General features: G+C 73.0%; 17 protein-coding genes and 1 pseudogene. 5 read left to right on the forward strand and 13 right to left on the reverse strand.

Annotated features, from left to right (window positions below):
* Positions 1 to 52: 52 nt before the first annotated feature.
* The 3 genes and pseudogenes from OG370_RS04375 to hypE form a co-directional block, all read left to right on the forward strand.
* Positions 53 to 331, forward strand: a pseudogene (locus OG370_RS04375) (HypC/HybG/HupF family hydrogenase formation chaperone); the annotation flags it as partial.
* 194 nt (positions 332 to 525) lie between these two features.
* Positions 526 to 1,650 carry a hydrogenase formation protein HypD gene (hypD, locus tag OG370_RS04380; RefSeq protein ID WP_328460776.1) on the forward strand — a complete coding sequence of 375 codons (1,125 nt, stop codon included), beginning with the start codon at positions 526 to 528 and terminating at the stop codon, positions 1,648 to 1,650.
* A 187-nt stretch (positions 1,651 to 1,837) separates the two neighbouring features.
* Entirely contained in the window at positions 1,838 to 2,827 is a 990-nt protein-coding gene (gene hypE / locus OG370_RS04385; RefSeq protein ID WP_328473776.1) for a hydrogenase expression/formation protein HypE, read from the forward strand.
* A 78-nt stretch (positions 2,828 to 2,905) separates the two neighbouring features.
* Here hypE and OG370_RS04390 read toward each other — a convergent pair whose 3' ends face one another.
* The 7 genes from OG370_RS04390 to OG370_RS04420 form a co-directional block, all read right to left on the reverse strand.
* The gene (locus tag OG370_RS04390) at positions 2,906 to 4,405 is read right to left on the reverse strand and encodes a CoA-acylating methylmalonate-semialdehyde dehydrogenase (protein ID WP_328460778.1); all 1,500 of its coding nucleotides are present in this window, start codon (positions 4,403 to 4,405) and stop codon (positions 2,906 to 2,908) included.
* Complete coding sequence (gene iolD / locus OG370_RS04395) at positions 4,402 to 6,462, reverse strand: 3D-(3,5/4)-trihydroxycyclohexane-1,2-dione acylhydrolase (decyclizing) (protein ID WP_328460780.1); 2,061 nt, start codon at positions 6,460 to 6,462, stop codon at positions 4,402 to 4,404. The genes OG370_RS04390 and iolD overlap by 4 nt, the downstream gene beginning before the upstream one ends.
* Positions 6,459 to 7,412: a 5-deoxy-glucuronate isomerase gene (iolB, locus tag OG370_RS04400; protein ID WP_328460782.1), complete on the reverse strand. Its 954-nt coding sequence runs from the start codon at positions 7,410 to 7,412 to the stop codon at positions 6,459 to 6,461. The genes iolD and iolB overlap by 4 nt, the downstream gene beginning before the upstream one ends.
* Positions 7,409 to 8,287 carry a Cgl0159 family (beta/alpha)8-fold protein gene (locus OG370_RS04405; RefSeq protein ID WP_328460784.1) on the reverse strand — a complete coding sequence of 293 codons (879 nt, stop codon included), beginning with the start codon at positions 8,285 to 8,287 and terminating at the stop codon, positions 7,409 to 7,411. Before OG370_RS04405 ends, iolB begins: the two co-directional genes overlap by 4 nt.
* Positions 8,287 to 9,276, reverse strand: a complete 990-nt coding sequence (iolC, locus tag OG370_RS04410; protein ID WP_328460786.1) for a 5-dehydro-2-deoxygluconokinase — start codon at positions 9,274 to 9,276, stop codon at positions 8,287 to 8,289. Before iolC ends, OG370_RS04405 begins: the two co-directional genes overlap by 1 nt.
* Positions 9,277 to 9,281: 5 nt before the next feature.
* Complete coding sequence (locus OG370_RS04415) at positions 9,282 to 10,202, reverse strand: TIM barrel protein (protein WP_328460788.1); 921 nt, start codon at positions 10,200 to 10,202, stop codon at positions 9,282 to 9,284.
* A 264-nt stretch (positions 10,203 to 10,466) separates the two neighbouring features.
* Positions 10,467 to 11,210 carry a GntR family transcriptional regulator gene (locus OG370_RS04420; protein WP_328460790.1) on the reverse strand — a complete coding sequence of 248 codons (744 nt, stop codon included), beginning with the start codon at positions 11,208 to 11,210 and terminating at the stop codon, positions 10,467 to 10,469.
* A gap of 162 nt (positions 11,211 to 11,372) precedes the next feature.
* Here OG370_RS04420 and OG370_RS04425 point away from each other — a divergent pair, with 162 nt between their 5' ends.
* Positions 11,373 to 12,368, forward strand: coding sequence for a Gfo/Idh/MocA family protein (locus OG370_RS04425; RefSeq protein ID WP_328460792.1), 996 nt, complete (start codon positions 11,373 to 11,375; stop codon positions 12,366 to 12,368).
* 183 nt (positions 12,369 to 12,551) lie between these two features.
* On the opposite strand, the gene OG370_RS04430 is transcribed toward OG370_RS04425, so the two are convergent.
* The 6 genes from OG370_RS04430 to OG370_RS04455 all read right to left on the reverse strand — a co-directional run bounded on the left by OG370_RS04430 (position 12,552) and on the right by OG370_RS04455 (position 22,944).
* Complete coding sequence (locus tag OG370_RS04430; protein ID WP_443060845.1) at positions 12,552 to 15,500, reverse strand: glycoside hydrolase family 2 TIM barrel-domain containing protein; 2,949 nt, start codon at positions 15,498 to 15,500, stop codon at positions 12,552 to 12,554.
* 91 nt (positions 15,501 to 15,591) lie between these two features.
* Positions 15,592 to 18,327 carry an alpha-mannosidase gene (locus OG370_RS04435; RefSeq protein ID WP_328460796.1) on the reverse strand — a complete coding sequence of 912 codons (2,736 nt, stop codon included), beginning with the start codon at positions 18,325 to 18,327 and terminating at the stop codon, positions 15,592 to 15,594.
* Between the two features lie 192 nt (positions 18,328 to 18,519).
* Positions 18,520 to 19,326, reverse strand: a complete 807-nt coding sequence (locus OG370_RS04440) for a carbohydrate ABC transporter permease (protein WP_328473780.1) — start codon at positions 19,324 to 19,326, stop codon at positions 18,520 to 18,522.
* Positions 19,327 to 19,391: 65 nt separating this feature from the next.
* Positions 19,392 to 20,342 carry a carbohydrate ABC transporter permease gene (locus OG370_RS04445; RefSeq protein ID WP_328460798.1) on the reverse strand — a complete coding sequence of 317 codons (951 nt, stop codon included), beginning with the start codon at positions 20,340 to 20,342 and terminating at the stop codon, positions 19,392 to 19,394.
* A 7-nt stretch (positions 20,343 to 20,349) separates the two neighbouring features.
* Positions 20,350 to 21,693, reverse strand: a complete 1,344-nt coding sequence (locus OG370_RS04450) for an ABC transporter substrate-binding protein (protein ID WP_328460800.1) — start codon at positions 21,691 to 21,693, stop codon at positions 20,350 to 20,352.
* Positions 21,694 to 21,936: 243 nt separating this feature from the next.
* Positions 21,937 to 22,944, reverse strand: a complete 1,008-nt coding sequence (locus OG370_RS04455) for a LacI family DNA-binding transcriptional regulator (RefSeq protein ID WP_328460802.1) — start codon at positions 22,942 to 22,944, stop codon at positions 21,937 to 21,939.
* A 576-nt stretch (positions 22,945 to 23,520) separates the two neighbouring features.
* Between OG370_RS04455 and OG370_RS04460 the strand changes: the two genes are divergently transcribed.
* Complete coding sequence (locus OG370_RS04460; RefSeq protein ID WP_328460804.1) at positions 23,521 to 25,821, forward strand: NEW3 domain-containing protein; 2,301 nt, start codon at positions 23,521 to 23,523, stop codon at positions 25,819 to 25,821.
* Positions 25,822 to 26,166 lie beyond the last annotated feature (345 nt).

Here is a 26,166-nt window from a genome sequence, read left to right on the forward strand (position 1 = left end):
TGACTCACCGAACTCCCCACCGACCGAACCCCCTTGAGCGAGGAGAAGCCCCATGTGCCTGGCGGTACCCGGCAGAGTGCTGGAGATCGAGGACCGGGACGGCACCCGGATGGCCAGTGTCGACTTCGGCGGCGTGGTCAAGGAGGTGTGCTTGGAGTACCTGCCGGACCTCCAGGTCGGCGAGTACGCCATCGTGCACGTCGGTTTCGCGCTGCAACGCCTGGACGAGGAGTCCGCGAAGCAGACGCTGGAGCTGTTCGCCACGCTCGGGCTGCTCCAGGAGGAGTTCGGCGACCCGTGGGAGGCGGCCGCGGGCGGCGGCGCCCCGCCGTGGGCCGACGAGGACGCCGAACCGGGCGTGGCCAGCTCTTCCGGCGTATCCGGCACATCCAGCACGCCCAGCGCACACGCGGCACCCGCACCGAGCGGCGTGCCCGTACCGACCGGCTCGCACCAGCAAGGCAGCGGCCATGACACCGCCGGCCACGCCGACGGGCGGCCGGCACCGCGGGAGGCGCGGCAGCAGTGAAGTACATCGAGGAGTTCCAGGACCCCGAGCTGGCCCGCCGCCTGCTCGACGACATCGCGGCCACCGTGACCAGGCCGTGGGCGCTGATGGAGGTCTGCGGCGGCCAGACGCACACCATCATCCGGCACGGCATCGACCAGCTGCTGCCCAGCGAGATCGAGTTGATCCATGGACCGGGCTGCCCGGTGTGTGTCACCCCGCTGGAGGTGATCGACAAGGCACTGGAGATCGCGGCACGCCCCGGGGTGATCTTCTGCTCGTTCGGCGACATGCTGCGGGTGCCCGGCACCGACCGGGACCTGTTCCGGGTGCGCAGCGAGGGCGGCGACGTGCGGGTGGTGTACTCGCCGCTCGACGCGCTGAAGATCGCCCGGCAGAACCCGCGGCAGGAGGTGGTGTTCTTCGGCATCGGCTTCGAGACGACCGCGCCGCCGAACGCGATGACGGTGTACCAGGCCCGCAAGCTCGGCATCCGCAACTTCAGCATGCTGGTGTCGCATGTGCGGGTGCCCCCCGCGATCGAGGCGATCATGCGCTCGCCCGACTGCCGGGTGCAGGGCTTCCTCGCCGCCGGGCACGTGTGCAGCGTGATGGGCACCGCGGAGTACCCGGAGCTCGCCGAGCGGCACCACGTGCCCATCGTGGTCACCGGGTTCGAGCCGCTGGACATCCTGGAGGGCGTCCGCCGCACCGTGGCGCAGCTCGAACGCGGCGAGCACCGGGTGGAGAACGCCTACCCGCGCGCCGTGCGCGACGAGGGCAACCCGGCCGCGCAGGCGATGCTCGCGGACGTCTTCGAGGTCGGCGACCGGGCGTGGCGCGGGATCGGGGTGATCCCGGACAGCGGGTGGCGCCTGTCGCCGCGCTACCGGGAGTTCGACGCCGAGCACCGCTTCGCCGTGAGCGGCATCCGCACCGTGGAGCCGGCCGCCTGCCGGGCCGGCGAGGTGTTGCAGGGCCTGATCAAGCCGCACGAGTGCGAGGCGTTCGGCACCACCTGCACCCCGCGCAATCCGCTGGGCGCCACGATGGTCTCCAGCGAGGGCGCGTGTGCGGCGTACTACCTCTACCGGCGGCTCGACACCGCCCCGGCACGCATGGAGGCGAGCCCCGTTGCCTGAGACCACCCGAGAGCGGGCCACCCCGTCCGTGCCGGAGCCGACCGCACCGGACAGCGGCGCGACCGCGGGAACCACCACGGCCGCCGTACACACGACCACCGCCGGCAGCGCGACCGGCGAACCCCCCGTTCTCGACCTGCTGTCGTGGACCTGTCCGGCGCAGCTGCGCGACCAGCCGCGGGTGGTGATGGGGCACGGCGGGGGCGGCGCGATGTCGGCGGAACTCGTCGAGCACGTCTTCGCGCCCGCGTTCGGCGGCCCGGTGCTGGCGCAGCTCGGCGACGCGGCGGCGGTGTCGCTCGGCGGTGCCCGGCTGGCGTTCTCCACCGACTCGTTCGTGGTGCGGCCGCTGTTCTTCCCCGGCGGCTGCATCGGCGACCTCGCGGTCAACGGCACCGTCAACGACCTGGCGATGAGCGGCGCGCGGGCGGCGTACCTGTCCTGCGGGTTCATCCTGGAGGAGGGCGTCGAGATGCCCGTCCTCGCGCGGATCGCGCAGGCGATGGGCGCGGCGGCGCGGGCGGCGGGCGTGGAGGTCGCCACCGGGGACACCAAGGTGGTGGAGGCCGGGCACGGCGACGGCGTCTACATCAACACCGCGGGGATCGGGCTCATCCCGGCCGGGGTGGACCTGCGGCCGGACCGGGTGGTGCCCGGCGACGTGGTGATCGTCAGCGGCCCGGTCGGCGTGCACGGCGTGGCGATCATGAGCGTGCGGGAGGGCCTGGAGTTCGGCGTGTCGATCGAGAGCGACTGCGCGCCGCTCGGCGGGCTGGTCGACGCCATGCTCGCGGTCACCCCTGATCTGCATGTGCTGCGCGACCCCACCAGGGGCGGGCTGGCCGCCTCCCTCAACGAGATCGCGGCGGCGAGCGGCACCGGTGTGGTGGTCCAGGAGCGGGCGGTTCCGGTGCCCGCGGAGGTCGCCAACGCGTGCGCGATTCTGGGCCTCGACCCCTGGTACGTGGCCAACGAGGGCAAGTTGGTCGCTTTCGTGCCGCGCGAGCACGCCGAGGCGGTCCTCGCGGCGATGCGGGCGCATCCGCTGGGCGCCGGGGCGTGCGTGATCGGCGAGGCGGTGGCCGACCACCCCGGGATGGTGGTGGCGCGGACCGGCCTCGGCGGCACCCGGGTCGTCGACCTGCCGATCGGCGAGCAACTGCCGCGGATCTGCTGACGGTACGCCTCGACGCCGGGCCGGCGCGGTCCCTCGCCCGCGGGAGCGGATGAGGGACCGCGCCGGTCTGCCGGGCGGTCAGTCGTTCTGGGGGAAGCCCAGGTTGATGCCGCCGTGGCTCGGGTCCAGCCAGCGGGAGGTGATGACCTTGCCGCGTGTGAAGAAGTGCACGCCCTCGGTGCCGTGGGCGTGTGTGTCGCCGAAGAGGCTGTTCTTCCAGCCCCCGAAGGAGAAGTACGACACCGGGACGGGGATCGGCACGTTGACGCCGACCATGCCGACCTCCACCTCGTACTGGAAGCGCCGGGCGGCGCCGCCGTCGTTGGTGAAGATCGAGGTGCCGTTGCCGTAGGGGTTGGCGTTGATCAGGCGCAGGCCCTCGTCGTAGGAGGCGACGCGGACCACGGACAGCACCGGGCCGAAGATCTCGTCGTCGTAGACGGGCATGCCCGGGCGGACGTGGTCGAAGAGGGTCGGTGCCAGGAAGAAGCCGTCGCCGTCGGCGTCGAACTCACCCGTGCTGCCGTCCACGACGAGCTTCGCGCCGGCCTCGACTCCCGCGGTGACGTAGGAGGCGACCTTGTCGCGGTGCTGCCGGGTGACCAGGGGACCCATGTCGCAGCCCCGGGTGCCGTCGCCCGTGCGCAGCCCGCCCATCCGTTCGGTGATCTTGGCCACCAGCTCGTCGGCGACCGGTTCGACGGCGACCAGCGCGGAGACGGCCATGCAGCGCTCGCCGGCGGAGCCGAACCCGGCGTTGACGGCGGCGTCCGCGGCCAGGTCGAGGTCGGCGTCGGGGAGGACCAGCATGTGGTTCTTCGCCCCGCCGAGCGCCTGGACGCGCTTGCCGTGGGCGGTGCCCGTCTCGTAGACGTACCGCGCGACGGGCGTCGAGCCGACGAAGGAGACCGCCGCGACGTCCTCGTGGGTGAGCAGCGCGTCCACGGCCTCCTTGTCGCCGCAGACGACCTGGAGCACGCCGTCGGGCAGGCCGGCCTCCTGCCACAGCGCCGCCATCGCGAGCGTCGCGCTCGGGTCCTTCTCGCTCGGCTTGAGCACCACCGCGTTGCCGCAGGCGATCGCGAGGGGCACGAACCACATCGGCACCATCACGGGGAAGTTGAACGGCGAGATCACCGCGACGACGCCGAGCGGCTGCCGGACGGAGTGCACGTCGACCGCGGTGGAGGCGTTCTCGGTGAAGCCGCCCTTGAGCAGGTGCGGTATGCCGCAGGCGAACTCGGCCACCTCCAGGCCGCGGGTGACCTCCCCGACCGCGTCGGCCAGGACCTTGCCGTGCTCGGCGGTCACCAGCGCGGCGATCTCCTCCTTGCGCTCGTGCAGGAGCTGGCGGAAGGCGAAGAGCACCTGGGTCCGCTTGGCCAGGGACGTCGAACGCCACTGCTGCCAGGCGGTCTTGGCGGAGGTGACGGCGGCGCCGACGAGTTCGGCCGAGGCCAGGTCGACGGTGCCGGACTGCTCGCCGGTGGCCGGGTTGAAGACCGGGCCGGTCCGTTCGGCGGTGCCCTGCCACGGGCGTCCGTCGATGAGGTGGGTGATGCGCCGCGGGTCGCTCACGGCTGGCTCCTTCCGGGGGGTGCGGGGTGCGGGCGGGACGTCGCGGCCGGTCGGTTCCCGGCGGCGTCTCCTTCGTGGGGGTCGTCGCGGTGGCTGCCGGCGTCGGCGGCCGGGGTGGCGTCGCCCGGGGCGAGGAGCGTGCGTTGGTCCTCCTTGTGGCGGACGTACGCGCGGTGCGCCTGCTGGGTGGAGTCGAGGGTCGAGACCTCGCTGACCGGCACGTCCCACCAGCTCGCGCTGTCGGGCGCCGGCACCAGCGGGTCGGTCTCGACGTGGATGACGACGGGACCGCCGTCGGCCGGCCATGCCTTGGCCGCCGCGATGGCGGCCTCCAGCCCGGCCTCGGAGTGCACCTCGATGACGTGGGCGCCGAGGCTGCGGGCGTTGGCGGCGAGGTCGGTCGGCAGGTGGGCGCCGTCGAGGCCGCCTCCGGCGCCGCGGTAGCGGTACTGGGTGCCGAACCGCTGCGAGCCGAGCGACTCCGACAGCGAACCGATGGAGTGGAAGCCGTTGTTCTGCACGAGGACCACGATGATCTTGACGCGTTCCTGGACGGCGGTGGCCAGTTCGGTCGGCATCATCAGGTAGCCGCCGTCGCCGACCATCGCGAAGACGTCCCGGGTGCTGTCGGCCAGCCGCACCCCGATCGCACCGGGGATCTCGTAGCCCATGCAGGAGTAGCCGTACTCGACGTGGTAGCCCTTGCGGTCCCGGACCCGCCACAGCTTGTGCAGGTCGCCGGGCATGGAGCCGGCCGCGCACAGCACCACGTCGCGCGGGTCGGACAGTTCGTTGACGCGGCCCAGCACGGTGCTCTGGGTGAGGACGCCCTCGGCGAGGCGGTCGGTCACGGCCGGGTCCGGGTGGTAGGCGGCCTCGACCTCCGCGTCCCACGCCGCCCACAAGGCGGCCTGCTCCTGCTCGTAGGAGTCCGGGACGCGGTGGCCGGCGAGGGCTTCGGTCAGCGCGGTCAGCGCCTCGCGCGCGTCGGCCGTGACGGCCAGGCCCGCGTGCTTGACCGCGTCGGGTCGGGCCACGTTGATGTTCACGAACCGCACGCCGGCCTGCTGGAAGGCGGTGCGGGAGGCGGTGGTGAAGTCGCTCCAGCGGGTGCCGACCCCGATCACCAGGTCGGCGCCGGCGGCCAGCGCGTTCGCGGCCGTGGTGCCGGTCGAGCCGACCGCGCCCATCAGCCGCGGGTGGCCGTGCGGCAGGGAGCCCTTGCCGGCCTGCGTCTCGCCGACGGGGATGCCGGTCGCCTCGGTGAAGGCGGCCAGCGCCTCCTCCGCGCCGGAGTAGTGGACGCCGCCGCCGGCCACGACCATCGGCCGCCGGGCGCCGCGCACCAGGTCGGCCGCCGCCGCGACCAGCGCGGCCTCGGCCGGCGGGCGTGCGATGTGCCAGGTGCGCGGGGCGAACAGCTCCAACGGCCAGTCGTACGCCTCGGCCTGGACGTCCTGCGGCAGGGAGATCGTCGCGGCGCCGGTGTCGGCGGGGTCGGTGAGCACCCGCATCGCGCCGAGCAGCGCGGCCGGCAGTTGCTCGGGCCGGCTCACCCGGTCGAAGAACCGGGACAGCGGGCGGAAGGCGTCGTTGACGCTGACGTCGGCCGCGTACGGCTGCTCCAGCTCCTGGAGGACGGGCGCGCTGACCCGGGTGGCGAAGGTGTCGGAGGGCAGCAGCAGCACCGGGACGCGGTTGATCGTCGCCAGGGCCGCGCCGGTCAGCATGTTGGTGGAGCCGGGGCCGATCGAGGCGGTGCAGGCCCAGCTCTGCAGGCGGTCCTTGTGCCGCGCGTAGCCGACCGAGGTGTGCACCATCGCCTGCTCGTTGCGGGCGAGGACGTAGGGCAGCGGCGAGTGGCCGCCGGACTCCCGCTCCATCTGGAGCAGCGCCTGCCCGAGGCCGGCGACGTTGCCGTGGCCGAAGATCCCGAAGACGCCGGCGAAGAACCGGCGCCGCACGCCGTCCCGCTCCGTCCACTGGGCGGCGAGGAACCGGGTCGTCGCCTGGGCGACCGTCAGCCGCACCGTCGTCGCTTCCTGCTCCGTACTCATCGCGCCTTCCCTGCTGCTGGAGGTGTCGGCGGCTCCGTCGCCGGGAGAGCCAGCGGGAGCCGCGGGTCGAACGGCTGGTCCGCCCAGGTCTCGCGTACCCGCGCGTGGGCCGGGTCGTCGCAGATCAGCCAGGCCCGCTCGGGACCGGGGCCCGCCATGACGTTCAGGTAGTACAGGTGGGCGTCGGGCGCCGCCGCCGACGGGCCGTGCCAGCCGTAGGGCACCAGGACGACGTCACCGGTGCGCACTTCGGCCAGCACGTCGATCGGCCGGTCGGCCGCCGAGGCGTGCACCCGCTGGTAGCCGACCGGGTCGGTGCAGCGGTCGTCGACGGACCGGGTCTCGAAGTAGTAGATCTCCTCCAGGGCGGTCTCCTCGCCCGGGCGTTCGGCGTCGTGCTTGTGCGGCGGCCACGAACTCCAGTTGCCCGCCGGGGTGACGACCTCGCAGGCGATGATCGCCTCGGCCTCCAGCACCGCGGGGGTGCCGAAGTTGCGGACCTCCCGCGAGGCGCTGCCGGCGCCGCGCCGCTCGACAGGTACGTCGGCGGCGGGGATACGGCGGAAGGCGCGCGACCCGCCGCCGGGCGCGAGGGCGCCGGCGACGGCGACGCGGGCCGCGCCACCGCCGCCCGCCCGGACCGTGATCCGGCTGCCCGCGGGCACGTAGGCGACGTCGGTGGGACCGGCGAAGACGTCCGCTCGGCCGTCGAGTTCGGCCTCGTGCACCTGGCCGTCCGGAGCGTGCGCGGTGACGTGGACGCCGCCGGACAGCGGTACGACGATGTGCTCCCAGGGGCCGGCCTCGACCGTACGGCTGTCCGTCCCGGTCAGGTCGGCCACCCGCAGGGCGGTGTGCTGCCAGCCCGGGTGGGCGGCGGTGACGGCCAGTTCCCAGCCGTCGGCGCCGGCCGTGCCGCGGGGCAGCACCCAGCGGTTCTCGTCGGTCATCGGCCACTCCCGTGGGTGAGTTCGGCCGCGATGTCCACGGCGGCGGCCACGTCGCCGTCCGGCGGGTAGAGCAGGGCGCGCCCGACGACGAGGCCGCGGACCTGCGGCAGGCGCAGGGCGTCCTGCCAGGAGGCGTAGGTGTCCTGCGGGTCGCCCACCGGGTCGCCGCCGAGCAGGAGGGTCGGCAGCGTGGTCGCGTCCAGGACCCGTTCGAGTTCGTCGACGACCGGCAGCTTCAGCCAGGTGCGGGCGCTGGTCGCGCCGAGCCCACTGGCTATGTGGATGGAGCGCATGACGCTGTCGGGGTCGAGCAGGTTGCGGGTGCGGCTTCCCTCACGGACCGACAGGAACGGTTCGACCATGGCCATCAGGCCGAGGGACGCCAGTTCGGTGACGGCGGCCGCGGTCGCCTCCAGCGTGGCCACGGTGGCGGGCTCGCCGAGGCAGATCCGGGTGAGGGTCTTGCCACCGTCCAGGCCCTGTTCGGCGATGGCCCGCGGGGTGTAGGCGGTGAAGCGGTCGTCGAACTCGAAGGCGGCGCCTTGCAGGCCGCCGCGGTTCATCGAGCCGATGACGACCTTGTCCTCCAGGGCGCCCATGAGCAGCAGGTCGTCGAGCAGGTCGGGGGTGCTGAGGACGCCGTCCACGCCGGGGCGGGACAGCGCGGTGGTGAGGCGGTCCAGCATGTCGCTGCGGCTGGCCATGGCCAGGCCGTCGTCGCGCACGCCCAAGGCGCCGCGGGCACTGTGGTCGGCGGCCACGATGAGCAGCCGGCCGTCCGTGCCGAGCAGGGGGCGCCGGGAGCGCTTCTGCCACGCGTGCCCGATGCGTTCGGGCTCGCGGGCCCGGATCTCGGTCAGCTGTGCGGCGTGCATCAAGGCGTCCTTTCGGAAGGGCGCGCCCGGGAGGCGAGGGCGTCCTCCACCTCGGCGGTCGTGGGCATGGCGGTGGAGCATTCGAGGCGGGCGGCGACCAGTGCGCCGGCCACGTTCGCGAACTCGATGGTGCGGCGCAGTTCCCAGCCGCTGAGCAGGCCGTGCACGAGGGCGCCGCCGAAGGCGTCGCCGGCGCCGAGGCCGTTGACGACCTGCACGGGGAAGGGCGCCACCTCGACGCGCTCGTCCCGGGTCGCGGCGAGCACGCCCTTGGGGCCCTGCTTGACGATGGCCAGTTCCAGGCCGCGGTCGAGCAGCGCGTCGGCGGCGCGACCGGGGTCGGTCTCACCGACGGCGACCTCGCACTCCTCGCGGTTGCCGACGGCGACGGTGACGTGTTCCAGGGCCCGGCTCACCTGGGCGCGGGCCTGTTCGGCGCTCGCCCAGAACATCGGGCGGTAGTCGAGGTCGAGGACGGTGCCGGCGCGCCGGCCGCGCGCCTGCCAGGCGGCGAAGTGGGCGGCGCGGCTGGGCTCGGCGGACAGGCCGGTGACGGTCGCCCACAGCACAGCGGTGTCGCGGACGGCGTCCAGCGGCAGTTCACCGGGCTCGATCATCAGGTCGGGCGCGGTGCCGTACCGGTAGAAGTACAGCGGGAAGTCGTCCGGGGGGAAGACCTCGCAGAACGTGACGGGGGTGGGCGGTCCGTCCGGGTCGGTGATCGCGGTGATGTAGGAGGGGTCGACGCCGAGCCGGGCGGCCTCGGCGCGCACGTAGCGGCCGAACGGGTCGTCGCCCACGCGGGTGATCAGGGCGGCGTCGCGGCCGTGCCGGGCCGCGGCGACGGCGACGTTGGTGGCACTGCCGCCCAGGAACTTCCGGAAGGTGTCCACCTCTTCCAGCCCGACGCCGTGGTCGAGCGGGTAGATGTCGACGCCGGTCCGGCCGATGGTGATGAGGTCGTGGGCCGCTGCCCTCGTCGCTGCCACCGCGGTCACTCCCCCGCCGGTCCGGTCGGGTCCGCCGTGGCCCCGGCGAGCGACAGCAGGTAGGCGACGCAGGCGCGGACGTCGTCGGCGGGGTCGGCGCCGCCGCTCTCGCCGGGGGCCGCCCGCAGCACGGTGTCCTGCTCCAGTACGTACCAGCCGCTGTAGCCGGCGCCCTCCAGGATGCGGACGATGGCCGCGATGTCCACGTCACCGGTGCCGAGGGGGACGTACATGCCGTCGGCGACGGCCGCGGTGTAGGTGGCGGCGCCGGCCTGGACCTGCCGGGCCAGCGCCAGCCGGACGTCCTTGAGGTGGACGTGGGCGATACGGCCGGGCCAGCGCGACGCGACGGCGACGGGGTCGCCGCCGCCGATGAGCAGGTGGCCGGTGTCGAGGCACAGCCCGATGCCGCTGCCGCGCAGGACGCGTTCGGTCTCCTCGCCGCTCTCGACCATCGTGCCGACGTGCGGGTGGAGGGTCGCGGTGAGGCCGGCGCGGGCGGCGGCCCGCGAGATCCGGTCGAGGTTGGCGAGCAGCAGCGCCCAGCCGGCGTCGTCGAGCACCGGGCGGGCGTCGTACCCGTCGGTCCCGGTCGCGGCGGCGATGACGACGGTGCCGGCGTCGGCGGCCACGAGGCCGGCGATCGCGGTCTCGACCTCGGGCAGCGGGTCGTGGCCGGGGTCGTGCAGGACGACGGGCACGAACTGGCCGACGGCGCGCAGGCCGTAGGAGGCGAGCACGGCGGCCTTCTCCGCGGGGGCCGCGGGCAGGAAGCCGTCGGGGCCGAACTCGGTGGCGCTCAGACCCAGTTCCCGCATCTGCGGCAGGACCGCCTGCGGGGGGAGCTGGTGGCCCCAGCCGGGGACCTCGCACACGCCCCAGGAGATCGGTGCGCCGGCGATACGCGCGGCGAGCGGGGCGGTCACCGGCGGACTCCCTTCGCCCGGCGGGTCTTCAGCCCGTCGGTGGCGCTGTCGCTGGCGGCCCTGGTGCTCCGCATGGCGTGCCCTTCTTCCCGGTCGGTGTTCGTGTGACTGCTGCTGGTCGGTGCCGTGTGACGCGGGTCCGCGGCCAACGGCGGCGCGGGGCCCGGGCGTCTGCCCTGAGCCTGCCTTCCCGCTCGACATCATGTCAATAGTTTGTCCTGACATTATGACTGATGTGAGAGGAGTCGCCGTGCCGCCCGCGGGTCAGTGCGCGGCGACCGTCATCTCGAAGGCGTACCGCGAGGCCCGGTAGACGTGCGAGCCGTACTCGACCGGCCGTCCCGACGCGTCCTGCGCGGTGCGGACCATCGTGAGCAGGGTGGCGCCGCGGGTCTCGTCGAGCAGCCTGGCCTCGGCCGCGGTGGCCCGGCGGGCGCCGATGGACTGCTCGGCCACGCCGAGGACCACGCCCGCGCGGCGCAGCACCTGGTACAGGCCGGCTCCGGCCAGCGCCTCGGCGGTGAGCTCGACCAGGCCGGCCGGCAGGTGGTTGTGCATCAGGGCGATCGGCTCCCCGTCGGCGAGCCGCAGCCGCTGCACCGCCACCACCTCGGCGCCCTCGTCCAGATGGAGCGCGGCGGCGACCGCGGGGTCGGCGGGGACGGTTCCCACCGAGAGCACCTCGGTGGCCGGGCGCCGCCGCTCGCGCTCCAGGTCCTCGTAGAGGCTGGTGAACTGCAGCTGGCGACGTATCCGGTTGGCCACCACCTGGGTGCCGACGCCGCGCTTGCGGGCGAGCAGGCCCTTGTCCACCAGGTGCTGCATGGCCTGACGCATCGTCGGGCGGGACAGCCCGAACTGGTCGGCCATCGCGACCTCGTTGCTCAGCCGGGTGCCGGGCGGCAGCACCCCGGACTCGATGAGTTCCTGCAGCTGCTGGGCGAACTGGAAGTACAGCGGGACCGGGCTGCCCCGGTCGATGGTGATCTGCTGTGCGAGCGAATCCACTTCCACCCCTCCAGAAACTTCTGCCGACGCAGGCCAGTATGACGCATGATGCAGTGTAAGCTCTGTACGTCCATATGTCATAACAAACTCTTGCCTTGTCATTCGCCACAGAGTAGAAAGCTGAATGCCGCTCCCGGCATCCCGCACGAAAGGCACCCGCACATGCGCATCGGACTCATAGGCACGGGCCGTATCGGCGCGTTCCACGCCGCCACCCTCGCCGGCCTGCCCGCCGTGAGTGGCATCGTGCTGCACGACGCCGACGAACACTCCGCCCGCGCCGTGGCCGAAACCGTCGGCGCGCGGTTCGCGGGCGACATCGACGGTCTGCTCGGCGCCGGCCTCGACGGCGTGGTCATCGCCGCCCCGACGGCCTTCCACGCCGACCTCATCCTCGCCGCCCAGCGGGCGGGGCTGCCCACCTTCTGCGAGAAGCCGGTGGCGGGCACCCTGGAGGAGACCGACGCGGTGCTCGCCGCGGCCGCCGACGCCCCCGTCCCGCTCCAGATCGGCTTCCAACGCCGCTTCGACGCCGGTTATCTGGCCCTGCGCGAGGCGATCACCGCCGGCCGGCTCGGCTGGACCCACACCCTGCGCGCCTGCACCTCCGACCCGACGCCCCCGCACGCCGGCTACATCCCCGGCTCCGGCGGCATCTTCCGCGACTGCTCCGTGCACGACTACGACATCGTCCGCTGGGTCACCGGCCGCGAGGTCACCGAGGTCTACGCCACCGGCGCCAACCGCGGCGAGGACTTCTTCGCCGCGGCCGGCGACGTCGACACCGCCGTCACCCTGCTCACCCTGGACGACGGCACCCTCGCCACCTGCACCGCCACCCGCTACAACGGCGCCGGATACGACGTCCGGCTGGAAGTCTGCGGCTCCAAGGGCACGCTGGCCGCGGGCCTGACCGACCGGACGCCGGTGGTCTCGGCCGAGGGCGCCGACTGGCCCGCGGGCACGCCCTACGGCGGCTTCATGGAACGCTTCCAGGACGCCTACCGGGACGAACTCGCCGCGTTCACCGAGGTCGTGGCCGGCACCCGGCCGAGCCCGTGCACCGGGGACGACGCGCGCGCGGCGCTCGCCGTCGCCGAGGCCGCCACCCGCTCGCGCGAGCTGGGCCGCCCGGTCCTGATGGGCGCGGCCGGCTGAGCGGCTGACCGCACGCACCGCGACCGGACGGCGGCCGGGCCCGATCAGGGGCCCGGCCGCCGTCCGGTGTTCGGGCCCGCCTCCCGTGCCGTGCGCGATCACCGGCCGGCCGCGCACGGCACGGGAGGCGACGCCGTGCCGTGCGCGGGGGCGGACCGGGCGGCGGCGGGTGCCGACCACCCGTCAGACCGCCCGCAGCCGCAGCCTGAGGGTGCGGGCCTCCGGGCGCAGCGCGAACTCCGGCGCCACGTCGGGACCGCAGGCCCGCGAGCCGAGACCGTGCTGGGCGGCGTCCACGATCAGGTGGCTCGCCGTGCCGGCGGGCAGCTCGAAGGGGTGCCCGGCGCGGGCGATCTGCTGCGGGGTGTGCCGGCTCAGGCTGAAGCCGGGACGGCGTCCGCGCGTGTCGGGCAGCGCCGTGACGACCAGCACGCCGGTGCCGCCGCTGGTCAGCGTCAACTCCCGCAGGGCCGAGCGGTGTCCGCTCTCCTGGGGACGCGCGTACGGCACCCCCCACTCCGCGACACCCGCGGCGAACCGGCCGGTGCGGGCGGCACGCATGCTGTCCGGGTAGGACTCCAGCGGGCCGGTGCCGAACCACTCGGCGCCGTCCACCGGGTGCTCCCCGTCGGGCAGTTCGAGGTGGATGCCGATCCGCGGCCAGACCGTGGACCAGCCGCGCGACGGTGTCGCCTCCACCCGCAGTTCGAGCGCGTCGCCGTCCAGCGACCAGACGGACTCGACCGTCACCCACCGCCCCGAGTTCGCCGCCGAGACCCGGTCGACCGTGCGCAGCGCGCCGTCGGCGCACTCCACGGACATCCGCCGCGTGGTCAGCCGGTCGAGGCCGTCGCGGCGCCACAGCGCGGCGTGGGAGGCCCCGGCGACGTTCGCGTCGGCGTCCGGGTCGACCTCGGCGCCCTCGTCGTTGTCGGTGGGCGCCCGGAACAGCTCCAGCCGCGGGCCCGTGACGGGCCGGCCGGCCAGGCGCACCAGGGAGCCGCCGGCGAACTCGGCGACGCCGAGCGCCAGGGTGCCTTCGGCGGGCCGCCAGTCGCCGCGGGCCCGCGCGGCGGGCACGGGTCGGGGTGCGGAGCGGTCCAGTTGGGCGCTCGCGACCACATGGCCCGCATCGGCCCAGGCGGTCGCGGACGCAAGCACCGCGTCGACGGTGAACCAGGTCTCGGCGTCCGCCGCGACGGGTATCGGCGGCAGCGGCACCACGGCCGTGCCGCCCGCCGCCACCACCGGCGCCTCCAGCACGCCTTCGGCCGCCACCGCCCCGTCGTGCTCGACCCGCCAGCAAAGGCGCAGGTCGGAAGTGTCGGCCGAGTGGCGCTGGTTGGCGATCTCCACCACGCCGTCGGCGAAGGTGAACCGCACCGGCTGCACGACGGCCTTGAACTCGTGCAGGCTAGGCGTCGGCACGTCGTCGCTGAGCAGCATGCCGTCCATCACGAAGTTGCCGTCGTGCACGACCTCGCCGAAGTCGCCGCCGTAGGCGAAGAAGGGCGTGCCGTCGGGGGCGGTGGCGGCGATGCCGTGGTCGCGCCACTCCCACACGAAGCCGCCGTGCAGCCGCGGGTGGGTGCGCGTCAGCTCCTCGTACGCGTCGAGCCCGCCGGGTCCGTTGCCCATCGCGTGGGCGTACTCGCACAGCACGAACGGCTTGGTGCGCTGCCGGGCGCCCTGCGCGGGGGTGCAGCCGAGCAGGGGCGCGCGCGAGCCGTCGGTACCGATCTGCTCGCTCTCGCGCACCGAGGCGTACATCCGCGAGTAGACGTCGGTGTAGGCGCCGGTGTAGTCGCCCTCGTAGTGCACCGGCCGGCCGCTGTCGCGGGCGTGCACCCACGCGGACATGGCGGCGAGGTTGTCGCCGGTGCCCGCCTCGTTGCCGAGGGACCACATGACGATGCTGGGGTGGTTCTTGTCGCGCTCGACGGTGCGCTCGACGCGGTCGAGGTACGCCTCGCGCCAGGCCGGGTCATCACTGGGGTTTCCGGTCCAGCCCACCGCGTCGAAGCCGTGGGTCTCCAGGTCGCATTCGAGCACGACCCAGAAGCCGAGTTCGTCGGCGAGGTCGAGCAGCCGGGGGTGCGGCGGGTAGTGGCTGGTGCGGATCGCGTTCACGTTGAACCGCTTCATCCGGGCCAGGTCGGCACGGGCGTGCTCCTCGTCGAAGACCCGGCCGCGCTCGGGGTGGGCCTCGTGGCGGTTCATGCCGTGGAAGACCACCCGGCGGCCGTTGACGAGGAAGCGGTCGCCGCGGATCTCGACCGTGCGGAAGCCCAGCCGCACGGTGACCGTCTCGGCGGCGCTGGTCACCGTCGCCTCGTACAGCCGCGGTTGCTCGGCCGTCCAGGGCTGCACCGCACCCGCGTCCAGCGGCGCGACGTCGGCCGGGGTGGCCCAGACCTCCTCGATGCCGATTTCGGGCACCCGCAGGGTGATCGGGAAGGCTGCCGGGTCCGCGGTGATCTCGGGGTCGATGGCGCCCCGGCCGGCCGCGAAGCCGGTCCGCAGCCAGACGTCCTCGATGCCGCCGGCCGGGCGGGCGTGCAGGGTGACGTCGCGGAAGATGCCCGGCAGCCACCACTGGTCCTGGTCCTCGACGTAGCTGGCCGCCGACCACTGGTGCACCCGCACCGCCACGACGTTGTCGCCCGGCCGCACGGCCGCGGTCACGTCGAACTCGTGGGCCAGCCGGCTGCCGCTCGCGGCGCCGATCTCCTCGCCGTTCACCCAGACCCGGAACAGCGACTCGACCCCGTCGAACCGCAGCACCACCCGCTCGGCGCCGGCCCACTCGGCCGGCACCGTGAAGCGGCGGCGGTAGTCGCCGGTCGGGTTCTCGTCCGGCACGTGGGGCGGGTCGATCGGGAACGGGAACTGCACGTTGGTGTAGTGCGGCCGCCCGTAGGCCCCGTCGCCCTGGAGCACCCAGTGGGAGGGCACCGGGATGGTGTCCCAGCCGCCGTCGTCGAAGGCGCCGGCCGCGAAGTCCGCCGCGACCCGCGCGGTCGGCGACAGCCGGAACCGCCACGGCCCGTTCAGGCTCAGGGCCGGGGCGTCGGAGTGCAGCCAGGAGCGCGCGGGGCGCAGGGCACCGTGCCCCGGCGCGGGGTCGGCCACGTACGCGGTGTCTTCGGGGGCGGTGCGAGAGGAGGACACGGGTCACGACTCTTTCTCGTAAAGGGCTGTGCGGGGGGCTCCTTGCCGCTGCTTATCGCAGGACGACCGTGCGGATCTCCCAGCCGCCCAGGGTCAGGTCGAGGGCGCCGTCGGCCGGCTGGGCGGACAGCGGCCGGCCGAGCAGGTCGACGGTGACCGCCTCGGTGAACGCGCCCGTCACGCGGGCCCGGGCCCCGGTGTCGCTCATGGCGGTCAGCCGGACCTCGGTGCCGGTCCCGCCGTCCGCGGTGCCGACCCGGCGGACCGCCGAGACGAGCACGTCGGGGCCGTCGACCCGGATGCCCTCGGTGTCCGGGGGCAGGGCGCCGCCCGCGGGCGCGGTGCCGCGGGCCACCAGCACGTCGTTGCGGAAGAGTTCGGCCGCGCCGACCGCGCCGGCCGCCTGCCACCCGCCGGCCGAGGGCAGCACCGCGAGCCGGTGCGCGATCCGCAGCCCGAGGTCCTGCGCGCCCGGCGCGGGGATCTCGCTCGCCGCGGGCTCGTCGCGGTAGGGGTGGATGTTGACGCTGATCGAGCCGACCGCCCGCAGCAGGGTGACGGCGAGTTCCGTGCCGTCGCCGACGACCTCGTACTCCGCGGAGTGGTCGACCAGCACGGTGACCGGGCCGGCGGTGACGAACTGGCCGGCCGGGTAGGTCGGCAGCGGGTGCTCGCCCCAGCCGCCCTCGGCGGTGAGCCCGCGCGGGGTGACGGCGAACTGCCCGGCGGACGCGGAGCCGGTGACGGGCTCGGGCAGGGGTGCGTGGAAGCGCAGCCGGTGGTCGGCGGAGCGGTTGAGGAAGGACAGCGAGATCCGTACGAACGGCTCCCCGGCCCGCAGCTCCACCACGGTCTCGACCGGGGTCGCCACGGTCTGCGCGCTGCGCACGTCGCGGTCCTCGGTGAGGGCGGCGGGCCAGTGGTAGACCCGGGTGATCCTGGTGCGCGCCCGCAGCGGGCCGTCCTCCAGGACCTCCACGGCGACCTCGGCGGGCTCCTCGACCAGCACGTCGCCGGCCGGGGGCCCGTAGTTGTAGCTGTCGCCGCGGTCACCGCCGTCGACCAGCCGGCCCAGGCCGCGCAGCACGGTGCCGTCGGCGCCGGTGACGTCCACCGTGCCGTCGGCGCGGACCTCGACGTCGACCAGGCCGTTCGCCAGGGCGCGGCCGGCGGCGGTGGCCGGGGTGAAGCCGGCGCCGGGGGCGTACTCGGGGGCGTGCTCGGCGGGGGTGACGCGCACGCTCGCGAGGCCCGAGGCGGGCACGTGCACCGGCACCAGGGCGGTGGCGCGGGCCTCCTCCAGGGTCAGCACCTGCCACTCCCCCGGGTGCGCGGCCGCGGCCTCGGCGACCTGGCGGCGCAGGATCAGCAGGTCGAACGGGCCGGACGTCGGCACCTCGGCGAGGTGGAAGACGAGCCTGCCGGGGGTGAGTTCGTAAGCGTCGATCTGCCGGCCGAACAGCTCGCGGCGGTGGATACGGCGCAGCACCCGCTCGACCTGGGAGGCGTCCATCACCTCGTCGCTGAGCACGGTCGGCGCCTGGGAGATCAGTTGCACGGGGTGCAGCGAGCCGTCGGCGGCGGTCGCGGCCAGTGCGCCGCCCTCGGCGGGCGCCGCCACGTCCACCTCGATGTGGGCGGTACGCGCGAACGGCAGCGTGTTGCCGACCAGGTGGGCGTCGCTGGGCACCGCGGCGGCGGGCTCGGCCAGGGCCGCGTCCCGTACCGCGCGGGCGGCCTGCGCCGCCTCGGCGAGCCGGGCGTCGACCTGGTCGCAGGTCTCGTCGGTGCCGGAGCCGACGACCGAGTCGTGCGCGGTGGACTCGATGATCTTGTGCCAGGCCAGCTCCAGGAACGGCGCGTCGTCACGCCCGGACCACAGCGCGCCGGCCCGTTCGGCGTGGTCGACGGTGCGCTCGGCGGCGGCCATCCGCTGCTTGAGACCGAGCCGGACCGAGAGCACGCCCGGCAGGATGTTGCCGCGCACATGGCTGCGCAGCTCGCCGGTGACGACGGCGGTCGGCTCGTCGCGGACATGGCCGCGCAGGTACTCGTCGAGCGTGGCCAGGGTGATCGGGCGCTCGTCGCTGGAGGCGCGCCGCAGCCACTCGGTGAGCCGCGGGTCGGGCGCGCTGTGGTCGGTGCCGGCCATGGCGAGCAGCGGGTCGCCGCCCCAGCGGCCGGCGGTCATCTCGGCGTAGTCGGCGAGCGCGCGGCGGATGTCCTCGGGCACCAGCAGCACGTCGAGGCCGTTGTCGTAGCCGTCGAAGAGGAACTCGGTCCTGACCTCGGAGCCGTCGGGGGCCTGCCAGCGGAAGGCGTGGCCGTCGACGGTCCCGGGCACGCCCCGCCACAGCGCGGCGTGCGCGAACCCGGCGCGGGCCAGGATCTGCGGCATCTGCGCCACGTGGCCGAACATGTCCGGCAGGTACCCGATCGGCATGGCGCCGCCGAGCCGCTCCGCCGCGGCCCAGCCCATCCGCAGGTTGCGCACGATGGTCTCGCCCGAGCACAGGAATTCGTCGAGCAGGATCAGCCACGGGCCGACGGCGAGCCGGCCCTCGGCGACGAGGGCGGCGAGGCGGTCGCGGTTCTCCGGCCGCATCTCCAGGTAGTCCTCGACCGCGGCCATCTGCCCGTCGACGGTGAACCGGAACTCCGGGTGCGCGTCGGCGGTGTCCAGCACGGTGTCGAGTGCGGTCACCAGGCGGTGCCGGAAGACCTGGAACGGCTCGTACCACTCCCGGTCCCAGTGGAAGTGCGGGACGAAGACGGCGGATTGGGGCATGGGTCGGCGACCTTCTGGGGGCGGGCCCGGGCGAGGCGGGCGGACACGGGAGGGGTGGTGGTGCCCGCGGGCGGGCGCGGTGGGCGAACGATGGTGCTGCGGTGCCGCGGCAGTGGTGGTGCTACCGCGGTGCTGCGTGAGGTGGTGCTGCGGGCGGACCGGTCGGGATCGGTGAACCGGCCCGCCCGCAGGTCATTTCAGCGATCCGGCGGCGAGCCCGGTGCGCCAGAACCGCTGGAGCAGGATGAAGACGATGATCACGGGCACGATCGACACCAGCGAGCCGGTGATCACCGACTCCTGGAGCAGGGGCGCCCGGGCGGTCTGCCCGTTCCACTCGAACAGGCCGAGCGTGACCGGGAAGAGCGACTCCTTCTGGAGCATCACCATCGGCAGGAAGAAGTTGTTCCAGATGGCGACGAACTGGAAGAGGAAGATCGTCACCAGCGAGGGCGCCATCAGCCGGGAGGCCACCGAGAAGAAGGTGCGGAACTCGCCCGCGCCGTCCAGCCGGGCCGACTCCAGCAGTTCCTCCGGCACCGCCGCGGAGGCGAAGATCCGGGCCAGGTAGACACCGAAGGGGCTGACGATGCTCGGCAGGAACACCGCCCAGTAGGTGTTGACCATCCCCGTCGAGGAGAAGAGCAGGAACAGCGGCAGGGCGAGCGCGGTGGTGGGCACCAGGACCCCGCCGAGCACGACGGAGAAGAGGAACTCCTTGCCGCGGAACTGGAACTTCGCGAGCGCGTAGCCGCACAGCGCGGAGATCAGGGTGCCGACGCCCGCGCCGACCACCGCGTAGATCACGCTGTTGAGCGCCCACTTCAGGAAGATGCCGTCGCTGCGACTGAACAGCGTGTGCAGGTTGCTGAAGAGGTTGAAGTGCGAGAACGCCAGGCCGTTGGTGGAGGCGAGGTCGCCCTGGGGCTTGGTGGCCGCGACGATCAGGAAGTAGACCGGCAGCAGGAAGTAGATCGTCAGCAGGAGCATCAGCGCCATGACCGCCGTGCGGCTGGCGAGGCTCTCTCGGGAGGCGGCGGACCGGCGGCCCTGGTGAAGATTGCTCACAGTCCGGCCTTCTTCGAGGTCAGTCGCATGAACCCGAAGCTCAACACGAAGGTGATGACGGCGATGACCACGGAGATCGCCGCTGCCTGCTGGTAGTTGTTCCCGGAGGCCACCGCGTAGGCGAGCATGTTCGGGGTGAACGTGCTGGAGATGTTCGAGGAGATCTGCCGCAGCACGGCCGGCTCCGCGTAGAGCTGGAGCGTGCCGATGATCGAGAACACCGTGGTCAGCACGATCGAGGGCGCGATGATCGGGACCTTGATCCGCCAGGCGATGGTCCAGTTGTTCGCGCCGTCGAGCTTCGCGGCCTCGTAGGTCTCCTGCGGGATGGCCTGGAGCGCGGAGAACATGATCAGCATGTTGTAGCCGGTCCACAGCCAGGTGGAGACGTTCGCCGTGGACCACAGCACCGCGCCCGGCCCGAGGAAGTCCGGGTGCAGCCCGAGGTGGCCGAGCAGGTCGACCACCGGGCTGAGCTGCGGCGAGTACAGGTACGACCACATGATCGCGGCGATCACGCCGGGCACGGCGTAGGGCATGAACGCCGAGATCCGGAAGAACGCCTTGACCTTCAGCAGCGGGGTGTCCAGCAGCAGCGCCATGATCAGCGCGACGAACAGCATGACCGGCACCTGCACGATGCCGAAGAGCCCTATGCGCCCGATGCTGGACCAGAACTCGGTGTTGTGCAGCACCTGCGCGTACTGGTGGAAGCCGCCGAAGGTGGTGTACGACGTGCCGTACTGGCCGCCGGTCCGGCGCACCACCCGGAAGCTCTGCCAGAGGGCGTAGCCCACCGGCACCAGGTAGAAGAGCACGAACGGGAGGAAGAACGGCGTCAGGAAGGCGGCGATGGTGCCCGCCCGCGGGCCGCCGCCGGAGCGGCGGCGGCGGGGGGCATCGGGCGCCGCTACCACGCGCCGTGCGCGGGTTTCGGTGTCAGTCATGCTGGGGTCACTTGCCGGACTCGGCCGGGATGGCCAGGTCCTTCATCGAGCTGAGCGCCTTGGCCTGGGCGGTGGACAGCGCGCCGCTGAGGGTGCCCTTGCCGGCGGCGGCCTTGGCCATCGCGTCCTGCAGGCTCAGGTTCACGGTCTTCTGCGTCGGGCCCCACGAGAAGTCGGTGTCGATGTTCTTGGACGACTCGGCGAAGACGTCGAAGATCTTCTCGTTGTTGTAGTAGGGCACGCCCTGGGACAGCGACGGCATCTTCAGGCCGGCGGTGGCCGCCGGGTAGAGGCCGCCGAGCTTGTTCTCCAGCGCCAGCGCCTGCGGGTCGGTGTTGAGCCAGGTGTTGAACTTCACCGACTCGTACAGGTGCGTGCTGCCCTTCATGAACGCGACGGTGGAGCCGCCCCAGTCGCCGGACGAGGCGTTGGTGCTCCACGTCGGCATCGGGACGATCGACCACTTGCCGGCCTGCTTGGGCAGGTTGTCGCGGAACATGCTGTAGCCCCAGGCCGCGCCGACGTAGCTGGCGATCTGGTCCTTCTGGTAGGCCGCGTACATCTGGGTCGAGCCGTTGGCGAGGTCGGTGCGGACCTCCTTGGCGTCGATCAGCTTCTGCCAGTAGTCGGCGACCTGCTTGCTCTTCGCCGAGTCGACGCTGACCTGCCACTTGTTGTCGCTGTAGGAGTACATCTTGGCGCTGTTCTGCCACAGCAGGCCGTTGAACCACTCGGCGTTGTTGGGGTCGAAGAACGTCATGCTGATGTTCTTGTCGGCGGCGTGCAGCTTCTGCGCGTCGGCCGCGTACTCGTCCCAGGTGGTGGGGACCGGCAGGTGGTACTTGGTGAAGAGGTCGGTGCGCACGTACAGCGCCATCGGGCCGGTGTCCTGCGGGAGGGCGAAGACGCCGGTGCCCCCGAAGCTGGTCTGCGACCAGGTCCACGGCACGAACTTCGACTTGTCGGCGGTGGCGGTGCCGCACTTGGAGGCGTCGACGAAGGCGTTCTGGGTGCGCAGGTTCGGCAGCTCGTCATAGCCGACCTGGGCGAGGTCGGGGGCGTTGCCCGCCTTCAGGGAGTTGCTGATCGTGCCGTACTGGTCGTTCGAGATGTCCTTCGTCTGGACCTGGATGTCCGGGTTCTGCTTGTTCCACAGAGCGACGACCTTGTCCATGCCCGGAACGGTGTTCCAGTACTGGAGGGTGACCTTGCCCTTCGCGGGCGCGCAGGCGGAGGCGGCCGACGAGCCGCCCGAGTGGCTGGACGACGAGCAGCCGGCGAGCGCGGCGATGCTTGCCACCGCGGTGACGGCGGCGGCGGCAAGGCGGACGCGCGAGGCGGTGTTTCTCATGGTTTCCTTCCAGGGTGTCCAGCTCCAGTGCTGGACAGGTCGACGTTGACACCTCAAGGCAGGCTTGCCTTCTGGTTGGAATGCTCAGGTCGGCGGGGCCGGGGCGGCGGCTTCGCCGAGCGATCGGACGGGCTGTTCCGTGAACGTTCCCGGGAGCGTTCACGGGACTGGTGAATTGCCGGAAGTCTGCGCTTCGTTCATGTCGAATGTCAAGACATACGGGTCAATCCCAAGTCGCTCAGGTTACGCGGAGCCACTCAGCCGCAGCTCGGCCCGGACCACCAGGTCCTCGGGCGGCAGTGGATCTGCGCCGGTCAGACGCCTTCTGACCTGCTCGACGGCGAGTGCTCCCAGCCGGCGCGTGTCGAGCGCCACGCTGGACAGCGGGGGCTCCATCAGCGCGCCGAACTGCAGCCCGTCGAAGCCGATCACGGCCAGTTCACCCGGCACGTCGAGGCCGAGCCGGCGCGCCTCGCGCAGCGCCCCGACGGCGACGATGTCGTTGAACGTGAAGACCGCGGTGATCTCCGGATGGGTGGCGAGCAGGTCCCGCAGGCCCGCCCCGCCGCCGTCGGCCGACTGGGCGGCGCCGGCCACCCGGCCCGGGTCGACGCCGTGCGCCAGCGCGGCGGCGGTGAACCAGGCACGGCGCAGGCTCGGTTCGGCGCGGCCGATGTGGTCGAGCATGCCGATCCGGGTGTGGCCCTGGGCGACCAGGTGCGCGATCGCGGCGTGCACGCCCTGCTCGCCGTCGATCCGGATGCAGCTGAACCGCTCGGTCGGGCGGTCGCGGTCGATCAGCACCATGGGCATGCCGCGGGTGTACCGGTCGAGCTCGTCCTCGGTGCAGCTGAAGTAGCCGACCACCCCGTCCACCTGCGAGCCGATCACCTGGAGGGTGCCGATCTCCTCCTCGCGGCGGTCGGCGGTGTCGTATACGACCACGTGCCAGCCGCAGGCGCGGGCGGCCTCCAGCGCGGAGGCGGCGACCTCGGTGAAGAACGGGTTGCGCAGGTCCGGGATGACCAGCCCGATCGTGGTGGTGTCCTGCCGCACCAGGCCCCGGGCGAACCGGCTCGGCCGGTAGCCGAGCTCGCGGGCGGCGTCGAGCACCCGCTGCTTGGTGGAGCGGTCGATCTCGTCCTTGCCGTTCAGTGCGCGTGACACCGTCTGCCGGGAAACCCCTGCTGATCGGGCCACGTCATGGATCGTGACCCTCCGCGCCGGCTCCTGCCCCGACGACGACACCATCGCGCACCTCCGCTGCTCACGGGCCCGACGGGCCCGCACACCGAGTATGCCTTGCCGCGTTCCCACCGGAGGCCGAGCAGGTGCCCCGCGGGGCCTGGGCTCACGGGCCCAGCGCGCCCCGTCCTCGGCCGGCCGCGCGGTTCCCCGCACCCCCAAAGGGCGCCCTCCTGCCGGCTCCGGGGGCCGGGGCGGGCGGGCAGGGTGCCGTCTCACGGGGTGCGACGTGAGCCTTGACACAGTGGGCGCCCATGGTGCTATCTGTTGCTGAACGTTTGATCGTGTGCGCTCAAACCCGGCCAGTACGGGGATCGTTGAGCGTTTGTGGTGCGATCGGGCGTCGTACGGCGACGGGTGGCCGAGTGTGCTCGGGCTGGTCCGCCGGCCCTTCTCCGGGACGGGGAGAAGAGCGCGGTGCGCCGTGTCACACGCCCCCGCAGCCTTCTCCGTACCCGGACCCTGCCCGACCCATGGCGCCGGCCGCTCCCAGGCCGACGGCCCGAGGTCGCGTGGACAGGGCCCCGGGCCATCACCCACCCCTCTCGCGCTGTCAGGGCGCTGCGACGGAGGAAGTCCCCCATGAGGAAACCGATCAGAGGCGCGCTGGCCGCGTTCGCCGGAGCGCTGCTGCTCGCCGCCGGCACCACCGCGGCCGGCGGACCGGCCGCGCAGGCCGCGAGCCCGGGCTCGGCCCCGGCCACGGCTCCCGCCGCGGGCGGCACCGCGGCGGCGAAACCCGTACTCGGCTGGAGCAGTTGGAGCTTCGTACGGAAGAACCCGACCGCGAGCACCATCGAGGCACAGGCCAGGGCGCTCAAGGACACCGGCCTGGCGAAGGACGGCTACGTCTACGTCAACGTGGACGACTTCTGGCAGCAGTGCCCGGGCAGCCAGGGCCCCGACGTCGACGGGTACGGCCGATGGGTCACCGACCCGGCGAAGTTCCCGCCGCGCGGCGGCGAGAACGGCATCCAGGTCGTCGCCGACTACGTCCACTCGCTCGGCCTGAAGTTCGGGCTCTACGTCACCCCGGGCATCTCGAAGCAGGCCGTCGCGCGGAACACCGCGATCGAGGGCACCGGCTACCACGCGGACGACATCGCCACCACCGCCGCCGAGAACAACTACAACTGCGGCGGCATGGTCGGCATCGACTACACCAAGCCGGGCGCGCAGGCGTTCACCGACTCCTGGGCCGACCAGTTCGCCGGGTGGGGCATCGACTACCTGAAGATCGACGGGGTCGGCACCCCCGACATCGCGGACGTCCGCGCCTGGTCGCAGGCGCTGAAGCAGACCGGGCGGCCCATCCACCTGGAGCTGTCCAACAGCCTGGACATCACCAACACGGCCGCCTGGCAGCAGTTGTCGGACGGCTGGCGGACCGGCGGCGACATCGAGTGCTACTGCGGCCCCAACGGCAGCAGCTATCCGCTGACCACCTGGCCCTCGCTCGCCTCCCGCTTCGACCAGGTCGCGGACTGGGCACCGTACGGCGGCCCGGGCGGCTACAACGACTACGACTCGCTGGAGATCGGCAACGGCGCGAACGACGGGCTGACCCCGGACGAGCGGCGCACCCAGATGAGCCTGTGGTCGCTGGCCGCCTCACCGCTGATGCTCGGCAGCGACCTGACCCACCTCGACCCGACCGACCTGGCCATGCTGAAGAACACCGACGTCCTCGCGGTCGACCAGGACGGCATCGACGCGCGGCGGATCTCGGACGGCGCCGACAGCCAGGTGTTCGCCAAGAACGAGCCGAACGGCGACGCGATCGTCGGCCTGTTCAACACCGGCTCCACACCGCGCGAGGTCGCGACCACCGCGAAGGCGCTCGGGCTGCCCGGCGCCCGCGACTACGCCCTCACCGACCTGTGGGGCCACCGCACCACCGAGTCGGCCGGCCGGATCGCGGCGGACGTGCCGCCGCACGGCGTGCAACTGTTCCGGGTCCACCCGACCCGGCACGTCCTGGGGACCGCCGCCCCGTCGGTGACGCTGGCGCTGGACTGGGCGCCGGCCGCGAGCGACAGCACCACCCGTACGGTCACCGCGGCCCTGTCCGACAACGGCTCGCACCCCGTCACGGACGCCGCGCTCGAGCTGACCGGGCCGGACGGCGCGACGATCACCACGCACTCGCCCACCAAGGCCCGGGTCCTCGACGCCGGGCACGCGCTGCGGGCCACGTACACCGTCACGCTCAAGCCGTCGGACGAGTTGTTCGCGGCGAGCGCGTTCCAGGCGACGGCCTCCTACCGCGACCGTTCCGGCACCGCGCACCCGGCGGTCGGGGACACCGTGACCGTCAACCACCCGGTGGCCGCGCCCTACCGGACCTTCGCCTCCACCACGGCGTCCTTCAGCCAGTCCGGCAGCCGGCTCGGCATCAGCGCGCAGGGCGCCGACCTGTACAACGGCACCAACGAGTACGGCACGATCTACCTGCCGGGCGCCGAGCACGACGGCTCCACGACCACGGTGAAGATCGACGCCCAGGCGGACACCGACGTGTGGGCCAAGGCCGGGATCATGGTGCGCAACGACATCACGCGGTCCGACACCTCACCGGGCTACGTGGCGCTGGTCGCCACCCCGGGCAACGGCTACCTGCTCGACTGGGACTCCGACGGCGACGGCAAGCTCGACTCCCAGGATTCGGTGGGCACCGCGGTCCACCCCTCGTGGCTGAAGCTCGTCCGCGACGGCACCACCTACAGCGGCTACTACTCCACCGACGGCATCACCTGGCACCTGGTCGGCACCATCGGCGTGCCGACCGCCGCCGCGACCCAGGACGTCGGCCTGACCGCGACCTCGCACGCCGCGGGCACGACGGGCGAGGTCGACTTCGACGACTTCACCACCACGCCCTGACCCGCCCCTGACCCTCCGGGTCCCCTCTCCAGGTCTCCATCCGGCGGCCGGCAGCCTCCGCCCAGGCTGCCGGCCGCCGGCCGTCTGCGACCCCCGCCCCGCCACCCTCGACGATCACCGCTGTCGATCTTTGCGCGCGGACAACATTTGCTATTTGACAACCATGTCTTGCGAGAACACCCTGGCGTGGTGCGGCGCGCACCGCCGTTCGGCTCGGCGCGCGCTCGTACAGGCGTGGCATCTTTCGGTATCCGGGTAGACGACGCTATGCAGCACGGAAGGCAGGTGACAAGTGGCACTTCGACCCGCGGCCCGACCGGCCGCCCCGACGCGGGCGGAGCGCGC

Origin of the sequence: Streptomyces sp. NBC_00448, from assembly GCF_036014115.1 — a bacterium.
Classification (GTDB): Bacteria; Actinomycetota; Actinomycetes; order Streptomycetales; family Streptomycetaceae; genus Actinacidiphila.

Coding starts and splice junctions, on each gene's coding strand:
- iolD (WP_328460780.1), bottom strand. CDS start 6,462: ATGAGTACGGAGCAGGAAGCGACGACGGTGCGGCTGACGGTCGCCCAG.
- OG370_RS04440 (WP_328473780.1), bottom strand. CDS start 19,326: ATGGCGCTGATGCTCCTGCTGACGATCTACTTCCTGCTGCCGGTCTAC.
- OG370_RS04435 (WP_328460796.1), bottom strand. CDS start 18,327: ATGCCCCAATCCGCCGTCTTCGTCCCGCACTTCCACTGGGACCGGGAG.
- OG370_RS04450 (WP_328460800.1), bottom strand. CDS start 21,693: ATGAGAAACACCGCCTCGCGCGTCCGCCTTGCCGCCGCCGCCGTCACC.
- OG370_RS04455 (WP_328460802.1), bottom strand. CDS start 22,944: ATGGTGTCGTCGTCGGGGCAGGAGCCGGCGCGGAGGGTCACGATCCAT.
- iolB (WP_328460782.1), bottom strand. CDS start 7,412: ATGACCGACGAGAACCGCTGGGTGCTGCCCCGCGGCACGGCCGGCGCC.
- hypE (WP_328473776.1), top strand. CDS start 1,838: ATGGGGCACGGCGGGGGCGGCGCGATGTCGGCGGAACTCGTCGAGCAC.
- OG370_RS04445 (WP_328460798.1), bottom strand. CDS start 20,342: ATGACTGACACCGAAACCCGCGCACGGCGCGTGGTAGCGGCGCCCGAT.
- OG370_RS04425 (WP_328460792.1), top strand. CDS start 11,373: ATGCGCATCGGACTCATAGGCACGGGCCGTATCGGCGCGTTCCACGCC.
- OG370_RS04460 (WP_328460804.1), top strand. CDS start 23,521: ATGAGGAAACCGATCAGAGGCGCGCTGGCCGCGTTCGCCGGAGCGCTG.
- OG370_RS04405 (WP_328460784.1), bottom strand. CDS start 8,287: ATGCACGCCGCACAGCTGACCGAGATCCGGGCCCGCGAGCCCGAACGC.